This is a genomic window from Amycolatopsis thailandensis (assembly GCF_042723255.1).
Taxonomy (GTDB): Bacteria; Actinomycetota; Actinomycetes; order Mycobacteriales; family Pseudonocardiaceae; genus Amycolatopsis; species Amycolatopsis thailandensis.
In genome coordinates this window covers 61434-83399 of sequence record NZ_JBHXJK010000028.1, presented here as the reverse complement: position 1 = coordinate 83399, position 21966 = coordinate 61434, and the positions used below count along the sequence as shown (strand labels likewise).

The 21966-nt window shown below is 69.2% G+C and carries 22 protein-coding genes; 16 read left to right on the top strand and 6 right to left on the bottom strand.

All coding sequences use genetic code 11. The features are described from left to right. Window positions 1-217: 217 nt before the first annotated feature. Window positions 218-1762, bottom strand: coding sequence for an MFS transporter (locus ACFWMR_RS14120; RefSeq protein ID WP_378378626.1), 1545 nt, complete (start codon window positions 1760-1762; stop codon window positions 218-220). Continuing rightward, window positions 1762-2862, bottom strand: a complete 1101-nt coding sequence (locus ACFWMR_RS14115; RefSeq protein WP_378378625.1) for a C45 family autoproteolytic acyltransferase/hydolase — start codon at window positions 2860-2862, stop codon at window positions 1762-1764. The genes ACFWMR_RS14120 and ACFWMR_RS14115 overlap by 1 nt, the downstream gene beginning before the upstream one ends. Window positions 2863-2985: 123 nt before the next feature. On the opposite strand from ACFWMR_RS14115, the gene ACFWMR_RS14110 reads away from it, so the two are divergent. After that, window positions 2986-3198 (top strand): hypothetical protein, encoded by a 213-nt coding sequence (locus tag ACFWMR_RS14110; protein WP_093936378.1) that lies wholly within the window; start codon window positions 2986-2988, stop codon window positions 3196-3198. Further along, window positions 3195-3890, top strand: a complete 696-nt coding sequence (locus ACFWMR_RS14105; RefSeq protein ID WP_378378624.1) for a hypothetical protein — start codon at window positions 3195-3197, stop codon at window positions 3888-3890. The genes ACFWMR_RS14110 and ACFWMR_RS14105 overlap by 4 nt, the downstream gene beginning before the upstream one ends. Here the strand turns inward: ACFWMR_RS14105 and ACFWMR_RS14100 are convergent. Continuing rightward, entirely contained in the window at window positions 3860-6985 is a 3126-nt protein-coding gene (locus tag ACFWMR_RS14100; protein ID WP_378378623.1) for a BTAD domain-containing putative transcriptional regulator, read from the bottom strand. The genes ACFWMR_RS14105 and ACFWMR_RS14100 overlap by 31 nt on opposite strands. Window positions 6986-7103: 118 nt before the next feature. On the opposite strand from ACFWMR_RS14100, the gene ACFWMR_RS14095 reads away from it, so the two are divergent. The 8 genes from ACFWMR_RS14095 to ACFWMR_RS14060 all read left to right on the top strand — a co-directional run bounded on the left by ACFWMR_RS14095 (window position 7104) and on the right by ACFWMR_RS14060 (window position 13750). After that, window positions 7104-8234, top strand: coding sequence for a DegT/DnrJ/EryC1/StrS family aminotransferase (locus tag ACFWMR_RS14095; protein ID WP_378378622.1), 1131 nt, complete (start codon window positions 7104-7106; stop codon window positions 8232-8234). Between the two features lie 7 nt (window positions 8235-8241). After that, complete coding sequence (locus ACFWMR_RS14090; protein ID WP_093936374.1) at window positions 8242-9174, top strand: NAD-dependent epimerase/dehydratase family protein; 933 nt, start codon at window positions 8242-8244, stop codon at window positions 9172-9174. A gap of 26 nt (window positions 9175-9200) precedes the next feature. After that, a complete protein-coding gene (locus ACFWMR_RS14085; protein WP_378378621.1) occupies window positions 9201-10397 on the top strand; it encodes a glycosyltransferase family 4 protein in 1197 nt (398 codons plus the stop codon). Further along, window positions 10384-11013: an acyltransferase gene (locus ACFWMR_RS14080; RefSeq protein ID WP_093936372.1), complete on the top strand. Its 630-nt coding sequence runs from the start codon at window positions 10384-10386 to the stop codon at window positions 11011-11013. Before ACFWMR_RS14085 ends, ACFWMR_RS14080 begins: the two co-directional genes overlap by 14 nt. Before the next feature lie 41 nt (window positions 11014-11054). Then, window positions 11055-11582, top strand: a complete 528-nt coding sequence (locus ACFWMR_RS14075; protein WP_378378620.1) for a Uma2 family endonuclease — start codon at window positions 11055-11057, stop codon at window positions 11580-11582. A 247-nt stretch (window positions 11583-11829) separates the two neighbouring features. Beyond that, window positions 11830-12414: a copper resistance CopC family protein gene (locus tag ACFWMR_RS14070; protein ID WP_378378619.1), complete on the top strand. Its 585-nt coding sequence runs from the start codon at window positions 11830-11832 to the stop codon at window positions 12412-12414. Window positions 12415-12485: 71 nt separating this feature from the next. Then, window positions 12486-12995, top strand: coding sequence for a SigE family RNA polymerase sigma factor (locus tag ACFWMR_RS14065; RefSeq protein ID WP_093936370.1), 510 nt, complete (start codon window positions 12486-12488; stop codon window positions 12993-12995). Continuing rightward, window positions 12992-13750 (top strand): hypothetical protein, encoded by a 759-nt coding sequence (locus ACFWMR_RS14060; RefSeq protein ID WP_378378618.1) that lies wholly within the window; start codon window positions 12992-12994, stop codon window positions 13748-13750. The genes ACFWMR_RS14065 and ACFWMR_RS14060 overlap by 4 nt, the downstream gene beginning before the upstream one ends. On the opposite strand, the gene ACFWMR_RS14055 is transcribed toward ACFWMR_RS14060, so the two are convergent. The 3 genes from ACFWMR_RS14055 to ACFWMR_RS14045 form a co-directional block, all read right to left on the bottom strand. Next, window positions 13717-14193 (bottom strand): hypothetical protein, encoded by a 477-nt coding sequence (locus ACFWMR_RS14055; RefSeq protein WP_378378617.1) that lies wholly within the window; start codon window positions 14191-14193, stop codon window positions 13717-13719. The genes ACFWMR_RS14060 and ACFWMR_RS14055 overlap by 34 nt on opposite strands. Before the next feature lie 112 nt (window positions 14194-14305). Continuing rightward, window positions 14306-15265, bottom strand: coding sequence for a Gfo/Idh/MocA family protein (locus ACFWMR_RS14050; RefSeq protein WP_093936367.1), 960 nt, complete (start codon window positions 15263-15265; stop codon window positions 14306-14308). Next, on the bottom strand, window positions 15262-16368 hold the full coding sequence (locus ACFWMR_RS14045) for a DegT/DnrJ/EryC1/StrS family aminotransferase (RefSeq protein WP_093936366.1): 1107 nt from the start codon (window positions 16366-16368) through the stop codon (window positions 15262-15264). Before ACFWMR_RS14045 ends, ACFWMR_RS14050 begins: the two co-directional genes overlap by 4 nt. 158 nt (window positions 16369-16526) lie before the next feature. Here ACFWMR_RS14045 and ACFWMR_RS14040 point away from each other — a divergent pair, with 158 nt between their 5' ends. The 6 genes from ACFWMR_RS14040 to ACFWMR_RS14015 are packed head-to-tail and all read left to right on the top strand — an operon-like array spanning window position 16527 to window position 21929. Further along, window positions 16527-17258, top strand: a complete 732-nt coding sequence (locus ACFWMR_RS14040; protein ID WP_378378616.1) for a UDP-N-acetylglucosamine acyltransferase — start codon at window positions 16527-16529, stop codon at window positions 17256-17258. Window positions 17259-17268: 10 nt separating this feature from the next. Next, window positions 17269-17508, top strand: coding sequence for an acyl carrier protein (locus ACFWMR_RS14035; RefSeq protein WP_005149592.1), 240 nt, complete (start codon window positions 17269-17271; stop codon window positions 17506-17508). Next, entirely contained in the window at window positions 17508-18233 is a 726-nt protein-coding gene (locus ACFWMR_RS14030; RefSeq protein ID WP_020632875.1) for an SDR family NAD(P)-dependent oxidoreductase, read from the top strand. Before ACFWMR_RS14035 ends, ACFWMR_RS14030 begins: the two co-directional genes overlap by 1 nt. Further along, entirely contained in the window at window positions 18233-19642 is a 1410-nt protein-coding gene (locus ACFWMR_RS14025; RefSeq protein ID WP_378378615.1) for an AMP-binding protein, read from the top strand. The genes ACFWMR_RS14030 and ACFWMR_RS14025 overlap by 1 nt, the downstream gene beginning before the upstream one ends. Further along, window positions 19639-20691 (top strand): LuxE/PaaK family acyltransferase, encoded by a 1053-nt coding sequence (locus ACFWMR_RS14020; protein WP_093936362.1) that lies wholly within the window; start codon window positions 19639-19641, stop codon window positions 20689-20691. Before ACFWMR_RS14025 ends, ACFWMR_RS14020 begins: the two co-directional genes overlap by 4 nt. Further along, complete coding sequence (locus ACFWMR_RS14015; RefSeq protein ID WP_378378614.1) at window positions 20688-21929, top strand: acyl-CoA reductase; 1242 nt, start codon at window positions 20688-20690, stop codon at window positions 21927-21929. Before ACFWMR_RS14020 ends, ACFWMR_RS14015 begins: the two co-directional genes overlap by 4 nt. The last annotated feature ends 37 nt before the right edge of the window (window positions 21930-21966 follow it).

Here is a 21966-nt window from a genome sequence, read left to right as displayed (position 1 = left end):
CTCGTCGGGCGGTGGGCCGCCTTCGGCCCGCCCTAGGCGGTCCGCTCGGGGCGGGTGTTCGCGGCATGGCTGGTGCGCGGGGCCGCGAAACCGTTGCTGGCCATGGTGCGGATGGGCGACCGTCGCGCGGTCCCGCTGGCCGGGCCCCGCTGACGAGTGTCATGAAAGCCCCTTTCCTGACGAAAAACGTCAGGAAAGGGGCTTTCATGACACTTCGCTAGCCCACCGGGACCGGAACCGGCGCGAGCTCCTCTTCCGGGTCTTCGAGCTCCTTCGGCACCCCGCGCAGCGTGAACAGCGCGCTCACCGCCAGCAGCGCCATCAACCCGGCCGAGCACAGCATCGTCACCTGCAACCCGTCGACGAACGCCAGTTTCGCACTGGCGAGCACCGAAGCTCCTTGATCGGGCGGTAGCTGCGCCGCGACCTGGACGGCGCCGCCGAGCGTGTCCGAGATCGCCCCGGCGGCCTCCGGTGGCACCCCCGCCGGGATGACGAGTTCGCGGCGATACATCGCGCCGAGCGCACTGCCGAGGATCGCGATCCCCAGCGCCCCGCCGAGTTCGGTCGCCGTTTCGGAGATCGCCGACGCCGCGCCCGCCCTGGTCTTCGGCACGACGCCGAGCACCGTGTCCGTCGCGACGGCGAGGATCAGCGAAAGCCCGACCCCGAAGACGATCATCGCGAACAGCAGGTCCGGATAGTCGATCGTTACGCCGATACCCGAGTACAGCGCGAACCCGACCGCCGACGCCGCGCAGCCCAGCGCGATCGTGACCGCCCGTCCGAAGGCCTTGATCGCCAGCGGCGCGAGCACACCGCCGAGGATCGCGCCGCCCATCCCGGGCAGTCCGGCGAGCCCGGACTTCAGCGGAGACCAGCCGGCCACCAGCTGCAGGTACTGCGCGAACATCAGCGACACCGCGAGCTGCGCGAACATCGCCAGGATCGTGGTGCCGACGGTCGCCGAGAACGCGCGCTGCGCGAACAGCTTCAAGTCCATCAGCGGCTCGGCCAGCCTCGGCTGCCGCAGGACGAACGCCACCAGGCAGCCGAGCCCGAGCACGGCGGCGAGCGCGATGTCCCCATGCGCCCAGCCCTTGTACGCGATTTCCTTGATCGTGTAGACGATCCCGACCATGCCGACGAGGGACAGCAGCACGCTGGGCACGTCGATCCGGCCCGGCGCCGGGTTCTTCGATTCGGGCAGGATCAGCGCGCCGGCGACCACCAAGACCAGCACCACCGGCACGTTGACCAGGAACACCGAACCCCACCAGAAGTGGTCGAGCAGGAAACCGCCGACGAGCGGGCCCATCCCGAAACCGAGGATCGTCAGCCCGCTCGAAACCCCGATCACCGCCGCGCGTTCCTTGCCGGTGAACACGTTCCGCACGATCGACAGCGTCGACGGCATCAGCGTGGCGGCGGCGATCCCGAGCAGCGCGCGGGCGGCGATCAGGAGTTCCGACGTCGGCGCGTACGCCGTGATCACCGAAGCGAACCCGAACAGCGACGCCCCGATCAGCAGCAGTTTCTTCCGGCCGATCCGGTCGCCGACGTTCCCCATCGTGATCAGCAGCCCGGCGAGCGCGAAGCCGTACGCGTCGGCGATCCACAGCAGTTCCGTCGTCGACGGGTGCAGCTGCTCCGAAAGCGACGGCAGCACCAGGTGCAGCACGGTCAGGTCGATCGCGATCAGCAGTTGCGCCAGGACGCAGACCGCGACGGTGCCGATCTTGCGGCCTTTGCCGATGGCGATCACCTCGAAACGCCGAAGGTGAGTTCCGGCGAGTGCCGCGCGGTGCCGTTCTCACCGTCGCCCAGGTAGAACCGGGTGCTCATCGTGCGGGCCGCCGGATCGAGGACGCTGCGCCACAACGTCCGCCACGGCGCTCCCGGCTCGATCGCGACGGACACCGCGTCGAGCGCGTCGCGCGGCTCGGCCACTTCCGCCTCCTTGGTGAGGGTGCGCAGCCGTTGATAGGTGAGCATCGTCTCCGGCGTGTCCTCCGGCAGCGCGTCGAGGTCCGGGTGGCGGTGCAGCGGATGGTTCGTGACGCACAGCGGCCCGTCGGCGACCTCGACGAAGTACTCGATGTCGTGCGCGCCGCGCTCGTAGACGAAGCCGCGCCCGGAGGCGTCGGCGACGATGTAGTGACAGGGCGCGCCGTGCGCGTACTGCTTGGCGAGCATCAGCGCTTCCTTGGCCTCGTCGACGGTTTCGCACGTGTCGAGCAGGTACCGGCAGACCTGGGGCACCGACAGGCCCGCCTGCGGACCGGGGTCGTGCTCCAGCGGTGTGGCCGCTTCGAGGTCGGCCATCAGCAGCGCGACGACGAGCCCGGCCTCGTTGACGCCCTCCATCGCACCGTCCACTGTGGACATCGAAAGCGACGTCGAGGCGATGCCGTCGTCGGGGATCGTGGTCAGGACGTACGGCCGCGACGCCATCGGCACGGTCCCGTCGTCGACGGGCTCCGCCCCCGCCATCACCGCGCCGAGCTGGCTCCAGCTCAAGGTGAAGAAGTCGTAGTTCCGGCCGAGCGTGCTCCCCGTCCACAGCGCCGAACAGCCCGATCCGGCGGGCAGGGCGGAGGCGTTGTCGAAGGAGACCGCCGCGTCGGCCGGGAGTCCGTAAGCCTCGGCGAACCCGGCCACACGTTCGGCGTACTGCGGCCAGTTCCGCTCGAACCAGACACGCCGGGCCTTGGCCACGATCGGATCCGCGGAGGGCGGAGTCCAGTCCGAACGCTCCTTCGTTTCGACGCCGAGGGCGTGGCCGATCTCGGCCTGGGTGCCGCGCAGCGTCAGGTGCCGCACGGCCAGGAAGTCTTCGGGAGATCCCGCGAGGTAGGTCATGTCCGGGAGCGTGTCCGCCGCCGCTGACCGTCCGCGCACCACGCGCTGACGGCTTGTCATCCGAATGTCATGTGCCCCGCGCGAAAGTGCTCTCACCACGGCAAACGACAAGCGAGGGAAGCCATGCTGAGCAACAAGGTGTACATCATCGGCGGAGGAGTGTTGTGCGTCCTCTTCATCGCGCTCGCGATGGTCGAGTTCTCCACCGGCTACCCCGAGGACGGGGCCCAGGACCTGCTCTACGCCGCGCTGAGCGCCATCGCCGGCGGCGTGCTCTACGTCCTCGACCGCCGTCAGCGCGAGCGCCGCGCGGCCGAACGGCGTGACGCCCGATGAGGAACATCGACGGAGGTTTCCCCGCCACCGGGGACCAGGCCGCGCTCGACCGCCGCGAACAGGACGTGCGGAAGGGCAAGCTCGCGCTGGCGCTGACCGTCGTGGGCGGATTCGTCGCACTGATCGCCGGTTACAACGTCCTCGTCGACTTCACCCCGGGCTCGCTGGCGGTGACGCTGATCGCGCTGGCCGTCGCGGTCGGCGGCGGCGTGCTCACCAAACATCTGATGCGCGCCGTGCGGTTCCGGGTGCACAAGCCGAACGCGGGCCTCGTCGGCGCCGCGAAGCTGACCGGGCTCCTGGTGGCCTTCTTCGGGCTCGCAGCCCTGCTCGGGTCGATCGGGGCGCCCGGTCCGCTGCGGATCGTCCTGATCGCGGGCGGCGTCGGCACCATCGCCTACGTGCGGTCGTTGCACGATCAGCGGTGGGTGCTCTTCGAACTGGACGCGGTGGGCGTGCGGGTCGAGCGGACGGTCGTGCCCTGGCGTGAGGTCACCCGGCTCACCACCGACCCGGTCGGGCCCGGGATGACCAGGCTCGGCGCGATCGGAGTCAACGCGGAACCGTTGTACGTCGCTGTCCAGGACAGCGAACTCGACCCGCGTCTGCTCACCGAGGCCATCGGCCGCTTCGCGCCGCAGGGGATCCGGCTGACCCGCGCTCAGGACTTCCTGGGCAACCCGGCCAGTTGAGCGGCGCCGCGCGTGGCGAGTCCCCGGCGATAGGCCCGGTCGAAGTCCTCGCCGAGCCGCTCGCGCGCGGTCGTCCGGAGCAGGGCGGCGTCCAGATCGACGGCGAACGGGGTGCCCCGGACGGTCACCGCGGCGCCGATCAGGACCGCCGCCCGCTCGGGGTCGCCTCGGAGCAGCGCGACCCCGGCGAGGCCCTCGACGGCGCAGGCCAAGGTGGTGCTGTCGTGCCACTGTTCCGCCGAAAGGAGCGCCTGCCGGTGCAGTTCTTCGGCCTGGTCGGCGTCGCCCTCGGCGGCCGCGACCCAGCCGAGTGAGATCCGCGCCCCGGAGCGGCCCCCCTCGGAGGTGAAAGAGCCACCTGAGCACTCCGAAAGCGCGAGTTCGCTCAGCGCGCGAGCCGTGGCCAGATCCCCTCCGTGTCGCGCGAGGGTGGCGAGGCCGACGTACCCGAACGCCCGGCTTTCCGGCATCCCGGCGCGTCGCGCGATCTCGACGGCGAGTTCGAAATCCGCCCGCGCTCCCGCCGCGTCGCCGTGGAGCAGCTTGCTGGTGCCCCGGCGGCACAGAAGGTCCGCGTTGTCGTCGGACGCGCCGAGTTCCCGCATCAGCCGGAGCGCCTCGTCCATCAATTCCAGGGCTTCGGCCTGGCGGTTCGTCCAGATCAGGATCTGCGACAGGTGGTCGAGCGTCATCGAAAGGCCCCAGCGTTCCCCGATCGCGCGGAACGCGGCCTCCCCTTCGCGCAGAAGTCCTTCCGCCGTTTCGAGTTCGCCTTGCATCAGCATGCGCAGCCCGTAGCCGGTCGGCACCAGCGCGAGGCTCCAGGCGTCACTGTGCGCCAAGAGTGCCTGACCGCGTTTGAGCAGTTCGTCGTCGTCACCGGGCGGCCCGGTCACCACCCCCATCAGCATCAGGAGCGCCGGGTTTTTGGGCGCGCTGACCATGTTCCGCACGAGGCTGTCCACCTCGGGAAAGTGACGGCCGAGGGCTTCGTGCTCGCGGAGTCCCGCGGCGGCGCTGAGCACGCAGAGCTGGTACTCCTCTTCGAGGCCGTCCGGCGGCTTCGGGCCGAGGTTCTTGATCACTTCCAGGCACAGCGTCGAACCTTCGAACCGACGACCGCGCATCCACCAGTACGTCACCAGCGAGGCCGAAAGCCGGAGCGCGATCCGCGTGTCGGTTTCGGTGGCCCAGCGCAACGCGGCCAGGAGGTCGTCGTAGGCGGCGTCGAGCCGGTCGAGCCAGGCGAGCTGGTCGCCGGTGCGCAGGAGCGGGTCCGCTTCCTCGGCGAGGGCGAGGAAATGCTCGGCGTGCGCACGCCGAAGCCGTTCCGTTTCACCGGCTTCGGCGAGCTTCTCGGCGAAGAACGCCCGGATGGTTTCGAGCATCCGATACCGATCCCCGGTGCGTTCGACCAGCGATCTGTCCACAAGGGACGGAAGCAGGTCCTCGATGTCCGGGACGGCACAGACCGTTTCGGCGTCGGCGAGGGTCGTGCCGCCCGCGAAGACGGTCAACCGCCTGCCTAGCAGGCGTTCGTCGTCCTCCAGGAGATCCCAGCTCCATTCGACGACGCCGCGCAGCGTGCGATGCCTGCTCTCGGCGCCCCGGCTGCCCCGCGAAAGCAGCTTGAAGCGGTCGTCCAGCCGCGTGGCGATCTCGCCGACCGGCAGCGTCCGCACGCGCGCGGCGGCGAGCTCGATGGCCAGCGGGAGCCCGTCGAGCGCGGCGCACACCCGCTGGACGTCGCCCGCCGTCGTGTCGTCCACGGCGAACCCCGGATCGTTGGCCTGCGCGCGGTCGGCGAACAGCCGGACGGCGGCGAACTCCAGCGACCGGTCGGGCGGAGTGCCCGGCGGCGGCACGGCGAGCCTCGGCACGGGGGAGACGACCTCGCCGGTGATGCCCAGCGGCTCCCGGCTGGTGGCCAGCACACGCAGCGCCGCGGCCGCGCCGAGCAGCCGGGCGACCAGCTTCGCGGCGGCCTCCACCAGATGCTCGCAGTTGTCGAGCACCAGCAGCACCGCCCGGTCGGCGAGCGCGTCGATCAGGCGCTCCACCGGCGCGGTCTCCACGGTGACCGTCCCGAGCGGGACCGTCCGCAGGCCGAGCGCGGTCAGCACGGCGTGGGCGACGTCGGCGTCCTCGCTGTAGGGCGCGAGCTCGACGAAGACCGCCGGGAGGTCCGCCGCCGCCGCGGTCTCGACGGCCAGCCGGGTCTTGCCCGCGCCTCCGGGCCCGGTGAGCGTCACCAGCCGCGAGCGATCCAGCTGGCCGAGCACGTGCCGGAGATCGCCTTCGCGGCCGATGAAGCTGGTGAGCTGCGAGGGGAGCGGCGCTGTCGTGGCCTTGACGGTCGGCGTCTCACCGCGGAGCACGGCGAGATGCGCGGCGGCGAGTTCCGGTCCGGGGTCGGCGCCGAGCTCGTCCGCCAGGACGCGGCGGGCGTCCTCGAACGCGGTGAGCGCGTCGGCCTGACGTCCGGCGGCGTGCAGCGCGCGGATCAGCAGCGCGCGTGGCCGCTCCCGCAGCGGCTGGTCCTCGACGACCTCGCGAAGCCCGGCGAGGACGTCTTCGTGTCTTCCGAGCTTGAGCCCGGCCTCGGAGAGGTCTTCGATCGCCGAGGTCTTCAGTTCGTTCAGCCTGGTGACCTGTGGTTCGCGGAACGGCGCGTCGGTGATGTCCGCGAAAGCGGGTCCCCGCCAGAGACCGAGAGCGTCGCGAAGCAGTTCCGACGCCTTCGCGGCGTCTCCCGCCGCGAGAGTGCGTCGGCCTTCGGCGGCGAGCCGTTCGAAGCGGTGCACGTCGACGTCGCCAGGGTCCACGGCCAGCCGGTAACCCGCCGGGCTGAACTCGACGGGCGCGAGGTCTTTCAGCGCGCCGCGCAGCCGCGAGACCTGCGATTGCAGCGCGTTCGCCACGCCTTCGGGCGGCTGTTCGCCGTAGAGGCCGTCGATGAGCCGCTCCGCCGGGACGACGCGGCCGGCCTCCAGCGCGAGCAACGCGAACAGCGTCCGGACCCTGGGCCCGCCGACTCCGACGGCGGTGCCGTCCTCGCGGCGCACCTCCGTCGCCCCCAAGACGCCGAATCGCATGCCGCCAGATTAGGGCGTCCGGTGGTGTCCGTGGTTTGACCTGGGTGGATCCAGCCCGCCCGAGATCGGCCGAATGGCGTCTATACACTTCGCCGGGTCCCCACGCAATGGGAGAGGTATGTCTGAGCAGGAACCCGTGGTCCTCGGTCAGCCGACCGTCGGCGACGAAGAACTCGCCGCGGTGGCGGAGGTGTTCCGGTCCGGCTGGCTGGCCGGTGCCGGCCCCGCGTGCCGTCGTTTCGAGGAACGCTTCGCGAAGACCGTCGGCACCGCGCACGCCCTGACCACCAGCAACTGTGGGTCGGCACTCTTCCTCGGGCTGCGTGTGCTCGGCGTGAAGCCGGGTGACGAGGTCATCGTCGGCGACTACACCTTCCCGGCCACCGGCCACGCCGTGCTCCAGGCGGGCGCGACGCCGGTGTTCGCGGACATCCGCCCGGACGTCTGGAGCGCCGACCCGGCGTCGATCGAAGCCCTGATCACGCCTCGTACGGTCGGCATCCTCGCCGTCGACGTCGCCGGGCAGCCGGGTGACTTCGACGAGTACCGCGCGATCGCCGACAAGCACGGCCTGTGGCTCTTCGAGGACGCCGCCTGCGCCGCGGGCGCGACCTACAAGACCCGTCCCGCCGGCAGCCTCGCCGACCTGGCCGCGTTCTCCTTCCACGGCCGCAAGGGCATCACCGCGGGCGAAGGCGGCGCGCTCGTCTCGGACCGCGAAGACCTCATCGCGCACGCGCGCAAGCTGCACACCTACGGCATCGAGCCCGCCATCACCCGCGAGGGTTCCGGCGCGCTGCCGATCCCGGAGTTCCACGAGCTCGGCTACAACTTCCGGCTCTCGGACGTGCAGGCCGCGATCATGAACGTCCAGCTCGACCGCCTCCCGGACCTGCTCTCGGCCCGCCGTTCGGTGGCCAAGCGCTACCACGAGGCGTTCGAGAACCTGCCCGGCCTCGACGTCCCGGTCGAACTGCCGGACCGTGAGCACCCGTGGCAGGCCTACATCCTCACCGTGGCCCCGGAGATCGACCGCGACGCGCTCGCGCTGCGGATCCGCGAGCAGGGCGTGCAGTGCAACTTCGGCACCTACGCCTCGCACCTCCAGCCCATCTACGGCAAGAAGCAGACCTTGCCGGTTTCGGCGGACCTCTTCGCCCGTCATCTCGCCATCCCGATGCACGCCAACCTCACCGATGACCAGGTCGACCGGGTCATCGGGACCGTCAGCGCCGCACTGCCGAGCTAGGAGAGAAATGCCCGACAAGAAGGTCTTCTTCACCGGGGGCGGTGGCTTCATCGCCGCGCACGTGATCCCGATGCTGATCGAAGGCGGCTACACCGTCCGCGTCTTCGACAACATGACCCGCGGCGACCGCGCCCGGATCAACGAGTTCGTCGCCACCGGCAAGGTCGAACTGGTCGAGAAGGACGTCCGCTACGGCGGCGCCGTGCGCGAGGCCATGCGCGGCTGCACGCACGTCATCCACTTCGCGACCGTGTCGATCAACAAGTCGGTCGCGGACCCGCACGAGTCGATCGACATCAACATGGTCGGCAACCACAACGTCTTCGCCGCCGCGGCGGACGAGGGTGTCGAGCGGGTCGTGTTCGCTTCGACCGCGTCCGTCTACGGCGACCCGAAGCGGCTGCCGATGCACGAGGACGACGAGCTCAAGCCGCTCACGCCGTACTGCATCTCGAAGCGCGCGGGCGAGGACATGCTCGGCTTCTACGAGCGCACCAAGGGCCTGTCCTGGAACGCGCTGCGGTTCTTCAACGTGTACGGCCCCGGCCAGAAGATCGAGGCCTACTACACGTCGGTGATCAACCACTTCATCCAGCGCCTGCGCGCCGGCCAGCCGCCGATCATCGACGGCCGCGGCGACCAGTCGATGGACTTCGTGCACGTCACGGACCTGGCGCGCGCCGTCGTCGCGGCGCTCGAATCGGAGCAGGCGAACCTGCCGATCAACATCGGCACCGGGATCGACACCTCCATCGCGACGCTGGCGAAGATCCTCATCGACGCCGTCGGAGTGAACGTCGAGCCGCTGTTCAACGAGCGCGACGTGCTGGTCTCGCGTCGTGCCGCCGACATCACCCGTGCCCGCGAGATGCTCGGCTGGGAGCCGAAGATCTCCGTCGAAGAGGGCATGTACGAACTGGTGAAGGCTTCGGAGGGATGACCGCCGGGCCGGGGGAGAGCCGCCCCATGCGCATCGCTGTCGTCAACAACTTCTTCCCGCCGAGGGTGGGCGGAAGCGCGCACATGGCGGCGTCCCTGGCCGAGCAGTACGCGGCGCGCGGGCACGAGGTGCTCGCGATCACCGCGGCCTACGCCGACGCCCCGGCCGACGAGACGAAGGACGGCTACCGCGTCGTCCGCCTGCCCGCGGTGAAGATGCCGCAGCTGGGCCTGTCGATCGACTTCGACATGAGTTTCGCCTCGTTGCGGCCGGGGAACTGGCGGCGGCTGCGGAAGCTGCTGGACGAGTTCAAACCGGACGCGATCCACCTGCACGGGCAGTTCTTCGACCTGTCGTGGCTGGCCGGGCGGTACGCGCGGCGGCACAAGCTGCCGATGCTGCTGACCATCCACACGCTGCTGATCAGCGACAACAAGCTGTACGGCGGCGTCTTCCGGTTCCTGGACACCGTGCTGGTGAACCCGATCCTGCGCTATCTCAAGCCGCGGTACGTCATCCTCGACAAGCTCGGGGTCGACTACTGCGTCGAGCGCTACGGCACCAGCGACGCGAACTCGGACTACTTCCCGATCGCCGTCGACACCGGGAACTTCGAGAAGCCGCTCACTCTCGATGTCCGTGCGGAACACAAGCTCGGCGACGGTCCGGTGATCGTCTCGCTCGGGCACGTGATCCCGCTGCGCAACCGGCTCCCGCTGGTCGAGGCGCTGCCGTCCATTTTGGACAAGCACCCGGGCGTGAAGGTGGTCGTCGTCGGCCGCGTGTATCACGACGTCTTCCTGAAGCGGGCCGAAGAACTCGGTGTCGCGGACGCCATCGTCGTCACCGGCGCCGTGCCGAAGGCCGACGTGCCCGCGTACTTCGCCGCCGCCGACATCGTCACGCACGACCTCAACGGCGGCTGCGGCACCGCGTCGCTGGAGGCGATGCTCTCGGGCACCGCGACCATCGCTTCGGTGACCGAGGACAACTACCCGGGCATCGAACTCCGCAACGGCGAGAACATCCTGCTGGTGCGCCCGGACGACAGCGAGGCGGTGGCGGACACCGTCATCGAACTGCTCGACGACCCCGAGAAGCGGGCTTTGGTGGCACAGCGCGAAAGCGCGATGGTGCGGGCCAACTTCGGCCTCGACGTCGTCGCGGAGGAACACCTGCGCACCTTCGAGAAACTGGTGACCGAGGCCGATGTTCTTCGATGACGAGCGCAGCAACCGGCTGCGCCCGCAGATCCTGACCGAGCTCGTCTCGCAGTACATGAACGACGCCGAGCGCGCCAAGTTCTACGGACTGCCGGAGTCGACGCGGGTCCGCGAACGGGTCAAGATCATCAGCCCGGAGAACCTGACGATCGGCGAACACTGCTGGATCGGCGAGGGCGCCGCGCTCGACGCGAGCGGCGGGCTGGAGATCGGCGAGCACACCAGCATCGGCCTGAACACGCTGATCTTCACCCATTCCAGCTGGCTCGCGAACATGACGCTGCAGAACCACTCCGGCAGCGACCTGATCGAACGCAAGCCGGTGAAGATCGGGAAGGGCTGCTTCATCGGCGGCCTCGTGGTGATCATGGCGGGCGTGACGATCGGCGATTTCGCCACCGTGCAGCCGAATTCCGTGGTCGCCAAGGACGTCCCGCCGCGCACTCTCGTGGCGGGCAACCCGGCCCGGGTGTTCCAGCGCTACGACGACGAGTACATCCAGTCCGAAGTGGAGCGTGTGCGCGGCGAGAACGCTCGGCGGCGCGCGCTGGCGGAGGAGCGCGGGGACGCTTCTTCGTCCTGGGGCGCTCCGGCAGGCGATTTCACGGAGTCGTGAGTGTTTTGGGTCGTTCTGACGACACGGATCACTCACGAGAGGTGACCCTCGACGACTGGGAGGCGATGCCCCAGAACCGGGCCGAAGTGTCCGGCGGCGTCCTGGTCGAGGCACCGTCCCTGGACACCCGGCACCAACTGGCGGTGCCCCGGCTCGCGTACTGGCTGGATGAGCGGCTCACGGATCTGGCCGCCGTCGCCGGAGTCGAACTGTTGCTCACCGGGCACCCGTTGACCATTCGGGTGCCGGACATCCTGGTCGCGAACCCGCCCACTCTGGATGTTGCCCGAGTGGCCGTCGCGGACGCACGGCTGGTGATCGAGGTTCTGTCCGAGGGCACCGTCCGCACCGACCGGGTCACCAAGTTCTCCGAGTACGCCGAAGTCGGCATCGAGCACTACTGGATCGTCGACCTCGAAGACCCGGCCAGCATGGTCACCTACCGTCTGCTCGACGGCGAGTACGAGAACTTCGGCGAGCACAGCGGCAAGGTGAGCCTCGACTTCGAGGGCACCCCGCTCACCCTGGACCTCGACGCGCTGACCACCCGCCACGCGCAGCGTCCGTAGATGTCATGAAAGACCCTTTCCTGACGAAAAACGTCAGGAAAGGGTCTTTCATGACACTCGCCGGCAAGCGGCGCCGCGGTAGCGCGTTGTGAAAGCCACTTTCGCAACCTCCAACGTTGCGAAAGTGGCTTTCGCAACACCACGCTCGGCCGGCCAAGCACGAGACCCGACGCCGACGGGAACCATCACCCCGCCCGGACCGACTACTAGGCTCAGCGTGCGAGTTCCCCGGCGGGAGGGTGGTCCGATGAGGTTCAAGCGGTTCGGCGCGTCGTTGCTGGTCACCGGGTCGATCCTGCTGGGCGCCGCGACCCCGGCGCTGGCCCATGCGGAGCTGAAGAGCAGCGACCCGGCGCGGGGAGCGTCGCTGGCGACGCCGCCGACACAGATCAAGCTCACCTTCTCCGGCCCGGTCACCCTCGCCGAGAACCCGATCCAGATCACCGGACCCGGGAACGCGTCGTGGACGGTCGGCCGCGCGGAGGTCGCCGGCACCGTCGTCACAGCGCCCGTCCAGGCCGTCGGGCCCGCGGGCGAGTACACCCTCCGCTACAAGGTGACCTTCGAGGACTCGGACGTCGCGAGCGGCTCGGTGAAGTTCAGCCTCAGCAACCCGGCCGCGCCGTCGTCCAGCCAGGCCCCGAGTAGCCAGGCCCAGAGCAGCCCGCCTCCCGCGAGCAGCCAAGCCCAACCCACCGCCACCCCGGCCCCGCAGACCGACGAGACCACGCCCGAGGGGTTGCTGCCGACCTGGGTCTGGATCGTCCTCGCGGTCGCCGTGGTCGCCGCCGGTATCGTCGTAGCGCTCCGGTTCACTCGTCGGAAGGACTGACCCTTCACGCAACGACAGCGGTCGAGGCAACCTTTCGGGTGGTCAACCGTCGAACGGAGATGAGGACCAGGGTGGCTCGCGGCGATGACGAGTTCGTCGAGTTCGTGCGGAACTCGTCGACCCGTCTTCAGCATGCGGCCTACCTGCTGACCAGCGACCGCCATCAGGCCGAGGACGCCGCCCAGACGGCGCTCGCCAAGACGTACGCGGCCTGGTCGCGGGTACGCCGCAAGGACGCCTACGCGTACGCGCGGCAGGTCCTCGTCAACCATGTGATCGACGGCTGGCGGCGCCCGATCCGCGAGAACGCCACCGAGGAGATCCCCGAGCAGCCGAGCGGGATGGACGTCGCCGGGGCCGTTGTCCAGCGGAAATGGCTCCTTGACGCGTTGCGTACGCTCACAGACCGGGAGAGAGCCGTAGTGGTGCTCCGGCACTTCTTCGACTTGAAGGAATCCGATGTGGCCGGTGAGCTGGGTGTCTCGGTGGGCACCGTGAAGAGCACCAACTCCCGCGCCCTGACCAAGCTGCGGATCACCGCGGAGGACGGAACGGAACTGATCGGCGGGCTGGGACGATGACCGACCTCGAGACGCTGCGCTCGGCTTTGCGGGAACCGCCTGCCGAGGAGTTCACCGAGCCCGACCTCGGCGCGATCATGACCAAGGGCAGGCGCATCCGCCGCCGTCGCCGGCTCGCGACCGGCGCGGGCGGGGTCGCCGCCACCGTGGTGACGGTGCTGGTCATCGTCGGCGCGGTCGCGCTGAAGAAACCACCGCCCGGCCGGCAGCCGCTCCCGCCCGCCGCGAGCGCGCCGTCTTCGTCGCTGCAGCAGCCCGCGTCGCCGCCGCCCTCACCGCAGGCGACGAGCACCCAGGCTCCGTCGACCTCGGTACCGCTCGGCAACATCATCTCCCTCGGCACCAAGAGCGACGACGGCCGGGAAATAGTGCTCTACGCTTCCGCGCTCGACGAACCCGACATGCCGAACATCGAGTTCGGCCTGCGGATCGCCTACCGGAACGGTGACGGTTCGTACGAAGACCTGATGATGAGCAACGAGTACAAGAAGTCCGACCGGTCGTTCGGCTTCCACGCGGTGGACGGCGGGGACGTGGTCCGGGGCGCGTTCGTCCCCGTGTTCGGCTACTTCGCCGGCGGCGCGGCGCGGATCACCAGCACGGTCCGGGGGAAGCCGGTCGAGGCGAAAGTGGTCCCCTGGAGCGAAGACCCGTCGGTCTCCATCTTCTGGTTCGACGGTGCCCAGGTGGAGTCGGCGGGAGTGCTGACCCCCCTCATCGCTTACGACGTGCGGGGCCAGCGCCTCACGAAGTAAGCGTTGACCGAGGACCGGTACAACCCGACGATGCCGAGCACGATCCCCGCGAGGACGAGCACGTCGATCACGACGAGGACGATCCCCAGGCCCGACACCTCGACTTCACCGCCCAAAACGGTGGCACGCTCGGCCGCGTCCAGGTAGGTGACCACCGCGGCGATCACGGTGCTCAGCAGAACGAGACTCACGAGGATCGCCGAAACGGTGAGGGCCACCCGTGCCCAGTTCCGGCCCGCCCTGGTCACCACGCACAGTGCCATCTGGACGACGCCGAGCACGAGGAACCAGATGATGACCGGCGAACCCGGATCCTCCTGACGGACGCGAGACCCGTCCACGCCTTGCATGAACGCGAGGAACGAGAGCAGTCCCGAGGTGATCATCCACGTCAACGCCGCCAGGGCCAGAACGGTCGTCGCGCGTTTGAGGGTCTTGGGCACCCGCGGACGGTAGCCGCGCCCACCCGGGACAGGTCCCGACGCAATTAGTCCTCTGGATGCGGTACTTGCCCTGGGCAACTACCGCATCCAGAGGACTAAATGCGAGGGAAGGTCAGGCCGCGGCCTGCGTCAGAACCTGGTCGACGACGGCGTGCGAAGGCAGGATCAGGTCGCGCTCGGTGTCGGCGTCGATCTTGCCTTCGAGCAGCTCCAGGAACCGGTCCAGCTGGGTCGCGAGAGGCTCGCGCGCGGTGACCAGTTCCGGGATCTCGATGACGGTCTGCTGGCGGTAGCCGAGGCCGTCCTCGGTGACCGAGTCGTGCGAGACGTGCCGGTAGATGGTGACGTCGCGGCGCAGCAGGTCGATCTCGATCATGCGGTCCAGTTCGGACACCCAGAGCGAACGGACCTTGCGCTGCCCGAGGCGGGACGCGGAAACCGTGGCGAGGCCGGACTCGAACGACAGCACCGTCTCGATGGTGTCCTCGGCGCCTTCGACCGAATTCGGGTGGAAGTAGCCGGCGCCGGAGGCGACCCGCTGCGGGGTCGCGCCACCGAAGAACTGGATCGCCAGGTCGACGTCGTGCACCAGCAGGTCCCACGCGACACCGGTCTTGATACGCGGCGCGTACGGGCCGTGGCGGCGGGCCATCAGGTGGATCGGCTCGTTGACCAGCGCCCGCGCGGTCATCACGGCCGGGTTGTAGCGCTCCAGGAGCCCGCACATCAGCGGGACGTCCTGCTTCGCCGACAGCCCGACGATCTCCTTCGAGAATTCCAGGCTGTTGCAGACCGGCTTCTCGACCAGCATCGGCTTGCCCTGGCCCAGAACCTCCTGCGCCAGCTCGTAATGCGCCTCGGTGGCCGAAGCGAGCACGACGGCGTCCACATCGGACAGAGAGCCGATTTCGGGCGTCCACTGGGTTTCGTAGCGTTCGGCGACCTTGCGGCCCGCCTCTTCGCGCGGGTCGATGACGCGGACGAGGTCCACGTTCTCGTTCGCCGCGAGCACGCGGGCGTGCAGGGAACCCATGTTGCCCGTGCCGATGAGGGCGATCTTGTGCGTCGTCATGCGCCGAGTACCTCGCGAACCGTCTCGATGATGGTGTCCAGGTCGGACTCGGAAAGGTGCGGGTGCACCGGCAGCGAAAGCGCCTGCGCGGCGACGGCGCCCGCCACCGGGAAATCCTCGACCTTCGCGTCGGGGATCAGCGGGTTGTTCCGGTAGCAGTCGTAGTCGAAGACGATCTTCGGGTAGTAGATCCCGTTGCCGATGCCCTTTTCCGTCAGCGCGGCGGCGAGTTCGTCGCGCGAGAGGAAGGCGTGCGGGCCGACCAGCACGGTGTACTGGTGCCACACGTGCTCACGGCCCGGCAGCACCTGCGGGATGTCGAGACCCGGGGTGCCGGCGAGGCCCTCGGAAAGGCGCTTCGCGTTGGCCTGCCGGGCGGCGGTGAGCTGGTCCAGCTTCTCCAGCTGCGGGATGCCGACGGCGGCGTGCAGGTCGGTCATCCGGTAGTTGTGCCCGGCGACCTCGTACTGGTAGCGGGCGCGCATGCCCTGGTTGCGCAGGACACGCAGGGCGTCGGCCAGCTTGTCGTCATCCGTGGTGATGACGCCGCCCTCGGCGGTGGTGATGTTCTTGGTGGCGTACAAGGAGAAGCAGCCGATCCCGAAGGACCCGGCCTGCTTGCCTTCGAACGAGGCGCCGACGGCCTGCGCGGAGTCCTCGATGACCTTGAGACCGTGCTCGGCGGCCAGCGGCGCGAGCTTGCCCATGTCTGCGGTCTGCCCGTAGAGGTGGACCGGCATGAGGACCTTGGTGCGGTCGGTGATCGCGGCGGCGACGGCGTCCGGGTCGATCGCGAAGTCGTCGCGCCGGATGTCGGCGAAGCGGACGGTCGCGCCGGCTTCCAGGATCGCGTTCAGCGTGGCCACGAAGGTGAACGGCGAGGTGACGACCTCGTCGCCCGGCTGAAGGTCGAGCGCCTGGATGGCGGCGACCAGCGCGGTGGTGCCGTTGTTGACGGCGATCGCGTGCTTCGTGCCGGAAACGCTCGCGAACGCGTCCTCGAAGCGCTTGACCATCGGTCCCTGTGCGATGGCGCCGGATCGCAGCACCTCGACGACGAGGTCCTCCGCGTCACGGACGTCGACCACGGTAATGGGGATCATCTGCAAGTCTCTCTCGACTGGGCGTTCTGGTGCGTCCGGTACAGTGAGCCGCCGGTTCTGCGCCCGGCCGCCCTCTCTGGCGCGGGCCACACGTTACCGGGACCGCCGAAGCGCCCATTACCCCAGGCTGCCTCCCAGCCACAACGAACGGATCTCACGTGGTGAACCGCATCCACCCGACAGCGATCATCGGCGAGGGTGTCGAGCTCGGCGATGACAACGTGATCGGGCCGTTCACGGTCATCGTGGGCCCGGCGCGCATCGGCGACGGCAACTGGATCGGCCCGCACGTGACCATCGGGACCCCGGGCGAGGATCGCGGCCGTGAGCACCCCGCCGCCTGGGAAACCGCGCCGAACGGTGATCCCGATCACGACGGCCACGGCGTCGTCATCGGCAGCCGCAACCGGATCCGCGAATACGTCAGCGTCCACCAGGGCACCTGGCGCACGACCACCATCGGCGACGGCGGCTACTTCCTCCGCGGCTCCCACATCGCCCACGACTGCCTGGTCGAGGACGCCGTCACGGTCGCTTCGAACGTCATCACCGGCGGCCACTGCCACGTCTGGTCCGGGGCGAACCTGGGCATGGGCGCGATCCTGCACCAGCGGGTCGTCATCGGCCCCGGCGCGATGGTCGGGATGAGCTCCGCGGTCCGCAAGGAAGTGGGCGCGTTCACCATCGCCGTCGGCAACCCCGCCCGGGTGACAGGCGTCAATACCGTCGGGCTGTCCCGCCGCGGGCTGGACGAGGCCACCATCGAGGCACTGGGACCGTGGCTGAAGGGTAAGGCCGGTCTCCCTGAGGACGGGCTGGCCGACCGGCTGCCCGGCGACCTCTCTACCTTGGTGAAGGCGTGGGACGCCCGTCCGCGCGAGGAGCACTAGGAGTCAGAAGATGGCGGAAGTCGCCGGCAAGCTGCGTGAGGTCTTCGTCGAGGCGCTGGACCTCGATGGCGAGGTCGACGTCGAAAACCTGAAGTACCGCGACATCGAAGCGTGGGACTCGGTCGGTCACATGGCGCTGGTCGCGGCCATCGAGGACGAGTTCGATGTGGAATTCGACACCGACCAGGTGATCGACATGTCCAGCTTCAAGGTCGCCGTCGACATGGTGACCGACCTCCAGTCCAAGTGATGCTGGACGGCAAGGTCGCCCTGGTCACCGGGGGTACCCGGGGCATCGGGCTGGCCACCGCGCGGGCGCTCGCCGAGGCGGGCGCCACCGTGGTGCTGACCGGCCGTGACGAGGCCAAGGCCAAGGAAGCGGCGGCCGCGGCGGGGGCGGCTAGCGGGCTCGCGCTGGACGTCACCGACGCCAAGGCCGTGTCGACGCTGGTCCGCGGCGTGGCCAAGGAGCACGGCAAGCTCGACATCGTGGTCGCCAACGCCGGGATCATGGAGGACGCGCTCCTCGGCATGATCCGCGAGGAGCTCGTCGACACCACGCTGAGCACGAACGTCGCCGGCACGCTGCACACCGTCCAGGCCGCGGCCCGGGCGATGATGCGGAAGAAAACCGGCGCCATCGTCGTGCTTGCCTCGATCGTCGGCGAGCACGGAAGCGCCGGTCAGACGGTGTACGCGGCCTCGAAGGCGGCGGTGGCGAACATCGCGCGTTCGGCCGCGAAGGAACTCGGCCGCTCCGGGATCCGGGTCAACGCGGTGGCGCCCGGCGTCATCGACACCGACTTGACCTCGGGCCTGACGGAGGACGCGAAGGCCGAGAACATCGGCAAGACGCCTCTCGGACGGCTCGGGACGCCCGAGGACGTGGCGAACGCGATCCGGTTCCTCGTCAGTGATGACGCTTCGTTCATCACCGGCCAGGTGCTGGGCATCGATGGAGGACTTGTTCTCTGATGACCCTTTTGGGTGTGGGTGCACGACTGGTAGAGGTCACGAGCGGCAAGACGCTCGCGGGCGAGGAACTCGACGCCGAGGTCACCCGCGTGGGGGCCGCGCTGGGGCTGCTGCCGCCGGGCGCGTTGTTCGCGCGGATGTCGGTGGACCTCGAAAGCGTGCTGAACTACCTCGGCGCGTTCGAGGCCGGGCGCGCGATCGCGCTGATCGACCCGGCGCTGGACGCCGACGTCCTGGCGGGGCTCATCGAGCGTTTCCGCCCGGCCGCCGTGCTGTCCGCGCCGGACGCGCCCGCACCCGAGGGTTACGGCGTCTCCGACGGACACTGGGTCCGGGAGTCCGCCGAGGGGGTGGAGCCGCATCCGCATCTCGCGATCCTGCTGCCGACCAGTGGTTCCACCGGAAACCCGAAGCTGGTCCGGCTTTCGCGTGGTGCGGTGTTCGCCAACGCCGACGCGATCGCGCAGGTGCTCGGCATCGACAGCGACGAGGTCGCGCCGACCAGTCTCCCGCTGCACTACAGCTACGGCCTGTCCGTGCTGAACTCGCACCTCGTCCGCGGCGCGACCGTCGTCATCGAGCCGTCCGGCGTGCTCGGGCGCGGGTTCTGGGACGCGGTCAACGAGCACAAGGTCACTTCGCTCGCGGGCGTGCCGTACCACTACGAGATGCTGCGGCGCCTGAAGTTCGACCCGGCGAAGTACCCGACGCTGCGCACGCTGACCCAGGCGGGCGGCAAGCTGCGTGACGACCTCGTCGCCCAGTTCAACGACAAGATCCGCGAGGTCGGCGGCCGGATGTTCGTCATGTACGGGCAGACCGAGGCCGCCCCGCGGATGACCACCGTCCCGGCCGACCGGCTCGCGGAGAAACTCGGTTCGGCCGGGCCCGCGTTGCCCGGCGGCTCGTTCGCCGTCCGGCGCGAGGACGGCTCCGAGACCAAGCACCCGAAGATCGTCGGCGAAGTCGTCTATCGCGGGCCCAACGTGATGATGGGCTACGCCGAGGACGAGGCCGGGCTGGCCGCGGGCGACGAATACGGCGGCGTGCTGGCCACCGGCGACCTCGGCTACCTCGACGACGACGGCTTCCTCTACATCACCGGCCGTCTCAAGCGGATCGGCAAGGTCTTCGGCAACCGCGTCAGCCTGGATGATCTCGAGCACGCCGTGCGTTCAGCTTCGGTGGGGATCGACGTCGTGGCCGCCGTCCCGGCCGGGGACAAGGTCGTCCTGTTCGCCGAGTTGCCCGAGGGCGACGGGGCCAAGGCGATCTGCAAGGACGCCGCGAAGGCGCTGTCCGAGCGGCTGCACCTGCACACCAGCGGGTTCGACGTCCGTCCCATCGACACCGTGCCGTTGCTCGCCAGCGGCAAGATCGACTACCGGTCGCTGGAGGCCCAGGTATGAGCGTCTTTACGTTGTCTCAGGCGGAGCGCGAGAAGCAGCTGCTTCCGCAGCTCGCCGAGCTCACCGCGCACCACCGCGAGAATTCCGAAGGCTACGAGCGCATCCTCTCGTCGCTCGGCATCGCGCGGGACGCGTCGTTCGCTTCCATCGCGGACCTGCCGTGGCTGCCGGTGCGGATGTTCAAGACGCACGACCTGCGCAGCATCCCCGAGTCCGAGATCTTCAAGACGCTGACCTCGTCGGGCACCACCGGCGCGGGCGCGTCGCGGATCTACCTGGACAAGGCCGCCGCCGGCGCGCAGACCAAGCAGCTCGGCGCCACGCTGCAGGAAGTCCTCGGCGGCGAGCGCCTGCCGATGCTGATGGTCGACACGATCGGCATCATCAAGAACCGCCGCTCGTTCTCCGCGCGCGGTGCGGGCGTGCTGGGCATGGCGAACTTCGGCCGCAAGCACACCTACGTGCTCGACGAGAACGACCAGCCGGACGTCGAGGCGGTCAAGACGTTCCTGGCGACCTACGGCGACAAGCCGTTCCTGATCTTCGGCTTCACCTTCATGGTGTGGCAGTACCTCTACGAGGTCGCGCGCGATCACAAGCTGGATCTGTCCAACGGGATCCTGATCCACTCCGGCGGCTGGAAGAAGCTGATCGACCGCGCGGTGGACAACACCGAGTTCCGCCGTCGCTTCAAAGAGGACACCGGCCTCACCCGGATCCACAACTACTACGGGATGATCGAGCAGATCGGCACCGTGTTCCTCGAAGGACCGTCCGGGAACTCGTTGTACTGCCCCGATTTCGCCGACGTCGTGATCCGGAACCCGGAGACCTGGGAAGAGCAGCCGGTCGGGGAGCCGGGGGTGATCGAGGTCGTCAGCACGCTGCCGCACTCGTACCCCGGCCACGTCCTGCTCACCGAAGACCTCGGCGTCTACAACGGGATCGACGACGGCGACTGGCCGGGCAAGCACTTCTCCGTCATGGGCAGGCTGCCCAAGGCCGAGGCCCGCGGTTGCTCGGACACCTTCCAGGGGGCTGCGGCATGACTCTCAACCAGCGTTTTCCGCTCGGCGACGCGATCGAGGTCTCCTCGTTGGTCGAAGAGCTGCGGGCCGAGCCTGTCGGCGGACGGCTGCGCGTCGGTGACCCGCGTGTCGTCGAGTTCCTGACGAAGTTCGCGCGCAAGCTGCTCGCCCCCGCGACGGCTCGCCGCTTCCCGGAGCTGGCGTCGCTCGGTTTCTTCCTGCGCAAGGGAGAGATCGCCAAAGCACTGTCCACTTTGGAGACTTCCGGCGACGCGCTGCGCTTCCCGCGCGGTCTCGTCTTCCACGTGCCGCCCGCCAACGTCGACACGATTTTCGTGTACTCGTGGGCGCTTTCGGCGCTGGCGGGCAACCATAACGTCGTCCGCGTCTCCTCGCGTTCGGCCGGTGCCGCCGAAACAGTGCTGGAAGCGCTGAACGCCGCACTGTCCGAAGTGGACGCCGAAACCGCCGCCGCGATCACCGCGACCCAGCGCATGGTCACCTACGACCGCAGCGACGCGATCAGCGGCGCGCTGTCGGTCGCCGCGGACCTGCGGGTCATCTGGGGCGGGGACGCGTCGGTCGCGGCGCTGCGCAAGTACCCGCTGGCGCCGCACGCGCGCGACCTGACCTTCCCGGACCGGTCGTCGTTCGCGGTCGCGTCGGTGCGCGGCTGGCGGAACGCCTCCGAGGCCGAGCGCCGCGGTGCCGCCGAGGGCTTCTACAACGACTCGTACTGGTTCGACCAGGCCGCCTGCTCGTCGCCGCGAGCGGTGTTCTGGGTCGGCGACGAGGACGGCGCTCGCGAGGCCGGGCAGGAGTTCCGGAAGCTGCTGGCCGAGGTGCTGGCGACGAAACAGCACGTCACCGAGCCCGCGATGGCCGTCCAGAAGCGGGTTTCGGCGTACGGCGCGGCCGTCGACGGGCTCGTCAGCGGCATCGAGTTCCAGGGCAACGGCATCGCGACCCTGGAGCTGGCCGATCCCGCGATCCTGCCGCGTGAATGGCTCGGCGCCGGCACTTTCGCCAACGCGCGGGTCGACACGCTTTCCGACCTCGTCCCGATCGTGCTCCGCAAAGATCAAACCGTCGGTCAATTCGGCTTCAGCAAAGAAGAATTGACGGAATTCGTGACGGAATTGGCGGGGCGCGGAGTCGACCGTGTCGTTCCGTTCGGATCGGCCCTGACGTTCTCCGCGATTTGGGACGGCTACGATCTGCTGACCGAGTTCAGCCGCTTGGTGACCGTACAGGCCTGACCTGCGGTGACGGAGTTTGTCAGCGGTACAGCAGAGG

What these genes read in the sequence shown, in the direction of transcription:
- ACFWMR_RS14035 (WP_005149592.1), top strand. Translation starts at nt 17,269, where the DNA reads ATGGCGGAAGTCGCCGGCAAGCTGCGTGAGGTCTTCGTCGAGGCGCTG.
- ACFWMR_RS14045 (WP_093936366.1), bottom strand. Translation starts at nt 16,368, where the DNA reads ATGATCCCCATTACCGTGGTCGACGTCCGTGACGCGGAGGACCTCGTC.
- ACFWMR_RS14105 (WP_378378624.1), top strand. Translation starts at nt 3,195, where the DNA reads ATGAGGAACATCGACGGAGGTTTCCCCGCCACCGGGGACCAGGCCGCG.
- ACFWMR_RS14020 (WP_093936362.1), top strand. Translation starts at nt 19,639, where the DNA reads ATGAGCGTCTTTACGTTGTCTCAGGCGGAGCGCGAGAAGCAGCTGCTT.
- ACFWMR_RS14060 (WP_378378618.1), top strand. Translation starts at nt 12,992, where the DNA reads ATGACCGACCTCGAGACGCTGCGCTCGGCTTTGCGGGAACCGCCTGCC.
- ACFWMR_RS14100 (WP_378378623.1), bottom strand. Translation starts at nt 6,985, where the DNA reads ATGCGATTCGGCGTCTTGGGGGCGACGGAGGTGCGCCGCGAGGACGGC.
- ACFWMR_RS14070 (WP_378378619.1), top strand. Translation starts at nt 11,830, where the DNA reads ATGAGGTTCAAGCGGTTCGGCGCGTCGTTGCTGGTCACCGGGTCGATC.
- ACFWMR_RS14115 (WP_378378625.1), bottom strand. Translation starts at nt 2,862, where the DNA reads ATGACCTACCTCGCGGGATCTCCCGAAGACTTCCTGGCCGTGCGGCAC.
- ACFWMR_RS14080 (WP_093936372.1), top strand. Translation starts at nt 10,384, where the DNA reads ATGTTCTTCGATGACGAGCGCAGCAACCGGCTGCGCCCGCAGATCCTG.
- ACFWMR_RS14085 (WP_378378621.1), top strand. Translation starts at nt 9,201, where the DNA reads ATGCGCATCGCTGTCGTCAACAACTTCTTCCCGCCGAGGGTGGGCGGA.
- ACFWMR_RS14050 (WP_093936367.1), bottom strand. Translation starts at nt 15,265, where the DNA reads ATGACGACGCACAAGATCGCCCTCATCGGCACGGGCAACATGGGTTCC.
- ACFWMR_RS14110 (WP_093936378.1), top strand. Translation starts at nt 2,986, where the DNA reads ATGCTGAGCAACAAGGTGTACATCATCGGCGGAGGAGTGTTGTGCGTC.
- ACFWMR_RS14090 (WP_093936374.1), top strand. Translation starts at nt 8,242, where the DNA reads ATGCCCGACAAGAAGGTCTTCTTCACCGGGGGCGGTGGCTTCATCGCC.
- ACFWMR_RS14030 (WP_020632875.1), top strand. Translation starts at nt 17,508, where the DNA reads ATGCTGGACGGCAAGGTCGCCCTGGTCACCGGGGGTACCCGGGGCATC.
- ACFWMR_RS14025 (WP_378378615.1), top strand. Translation starts at nt 18,233, where the DNA reads ATGACCCTTTTGGGTGTGGGTGCACGACTGGTAGAGGTCACGAGCGGC.
- ACFWMR_RS14015 (WP_378378614.1), top strand. Translation starts at nt 20,688, where the DNA reads ATGACTCTCAACCAGCGTTTTCCGCTCGGCGACGCGATCGAGGTCTCC.
- ACFWMR_RS14095 (WP_378378622.1), top strand. Translation starts at nt 7,104, where the DNA reads ATGTCTGAGCAGGAACCCGTGGTCCTCGGTCAGCCGACCGTCGGCGAC.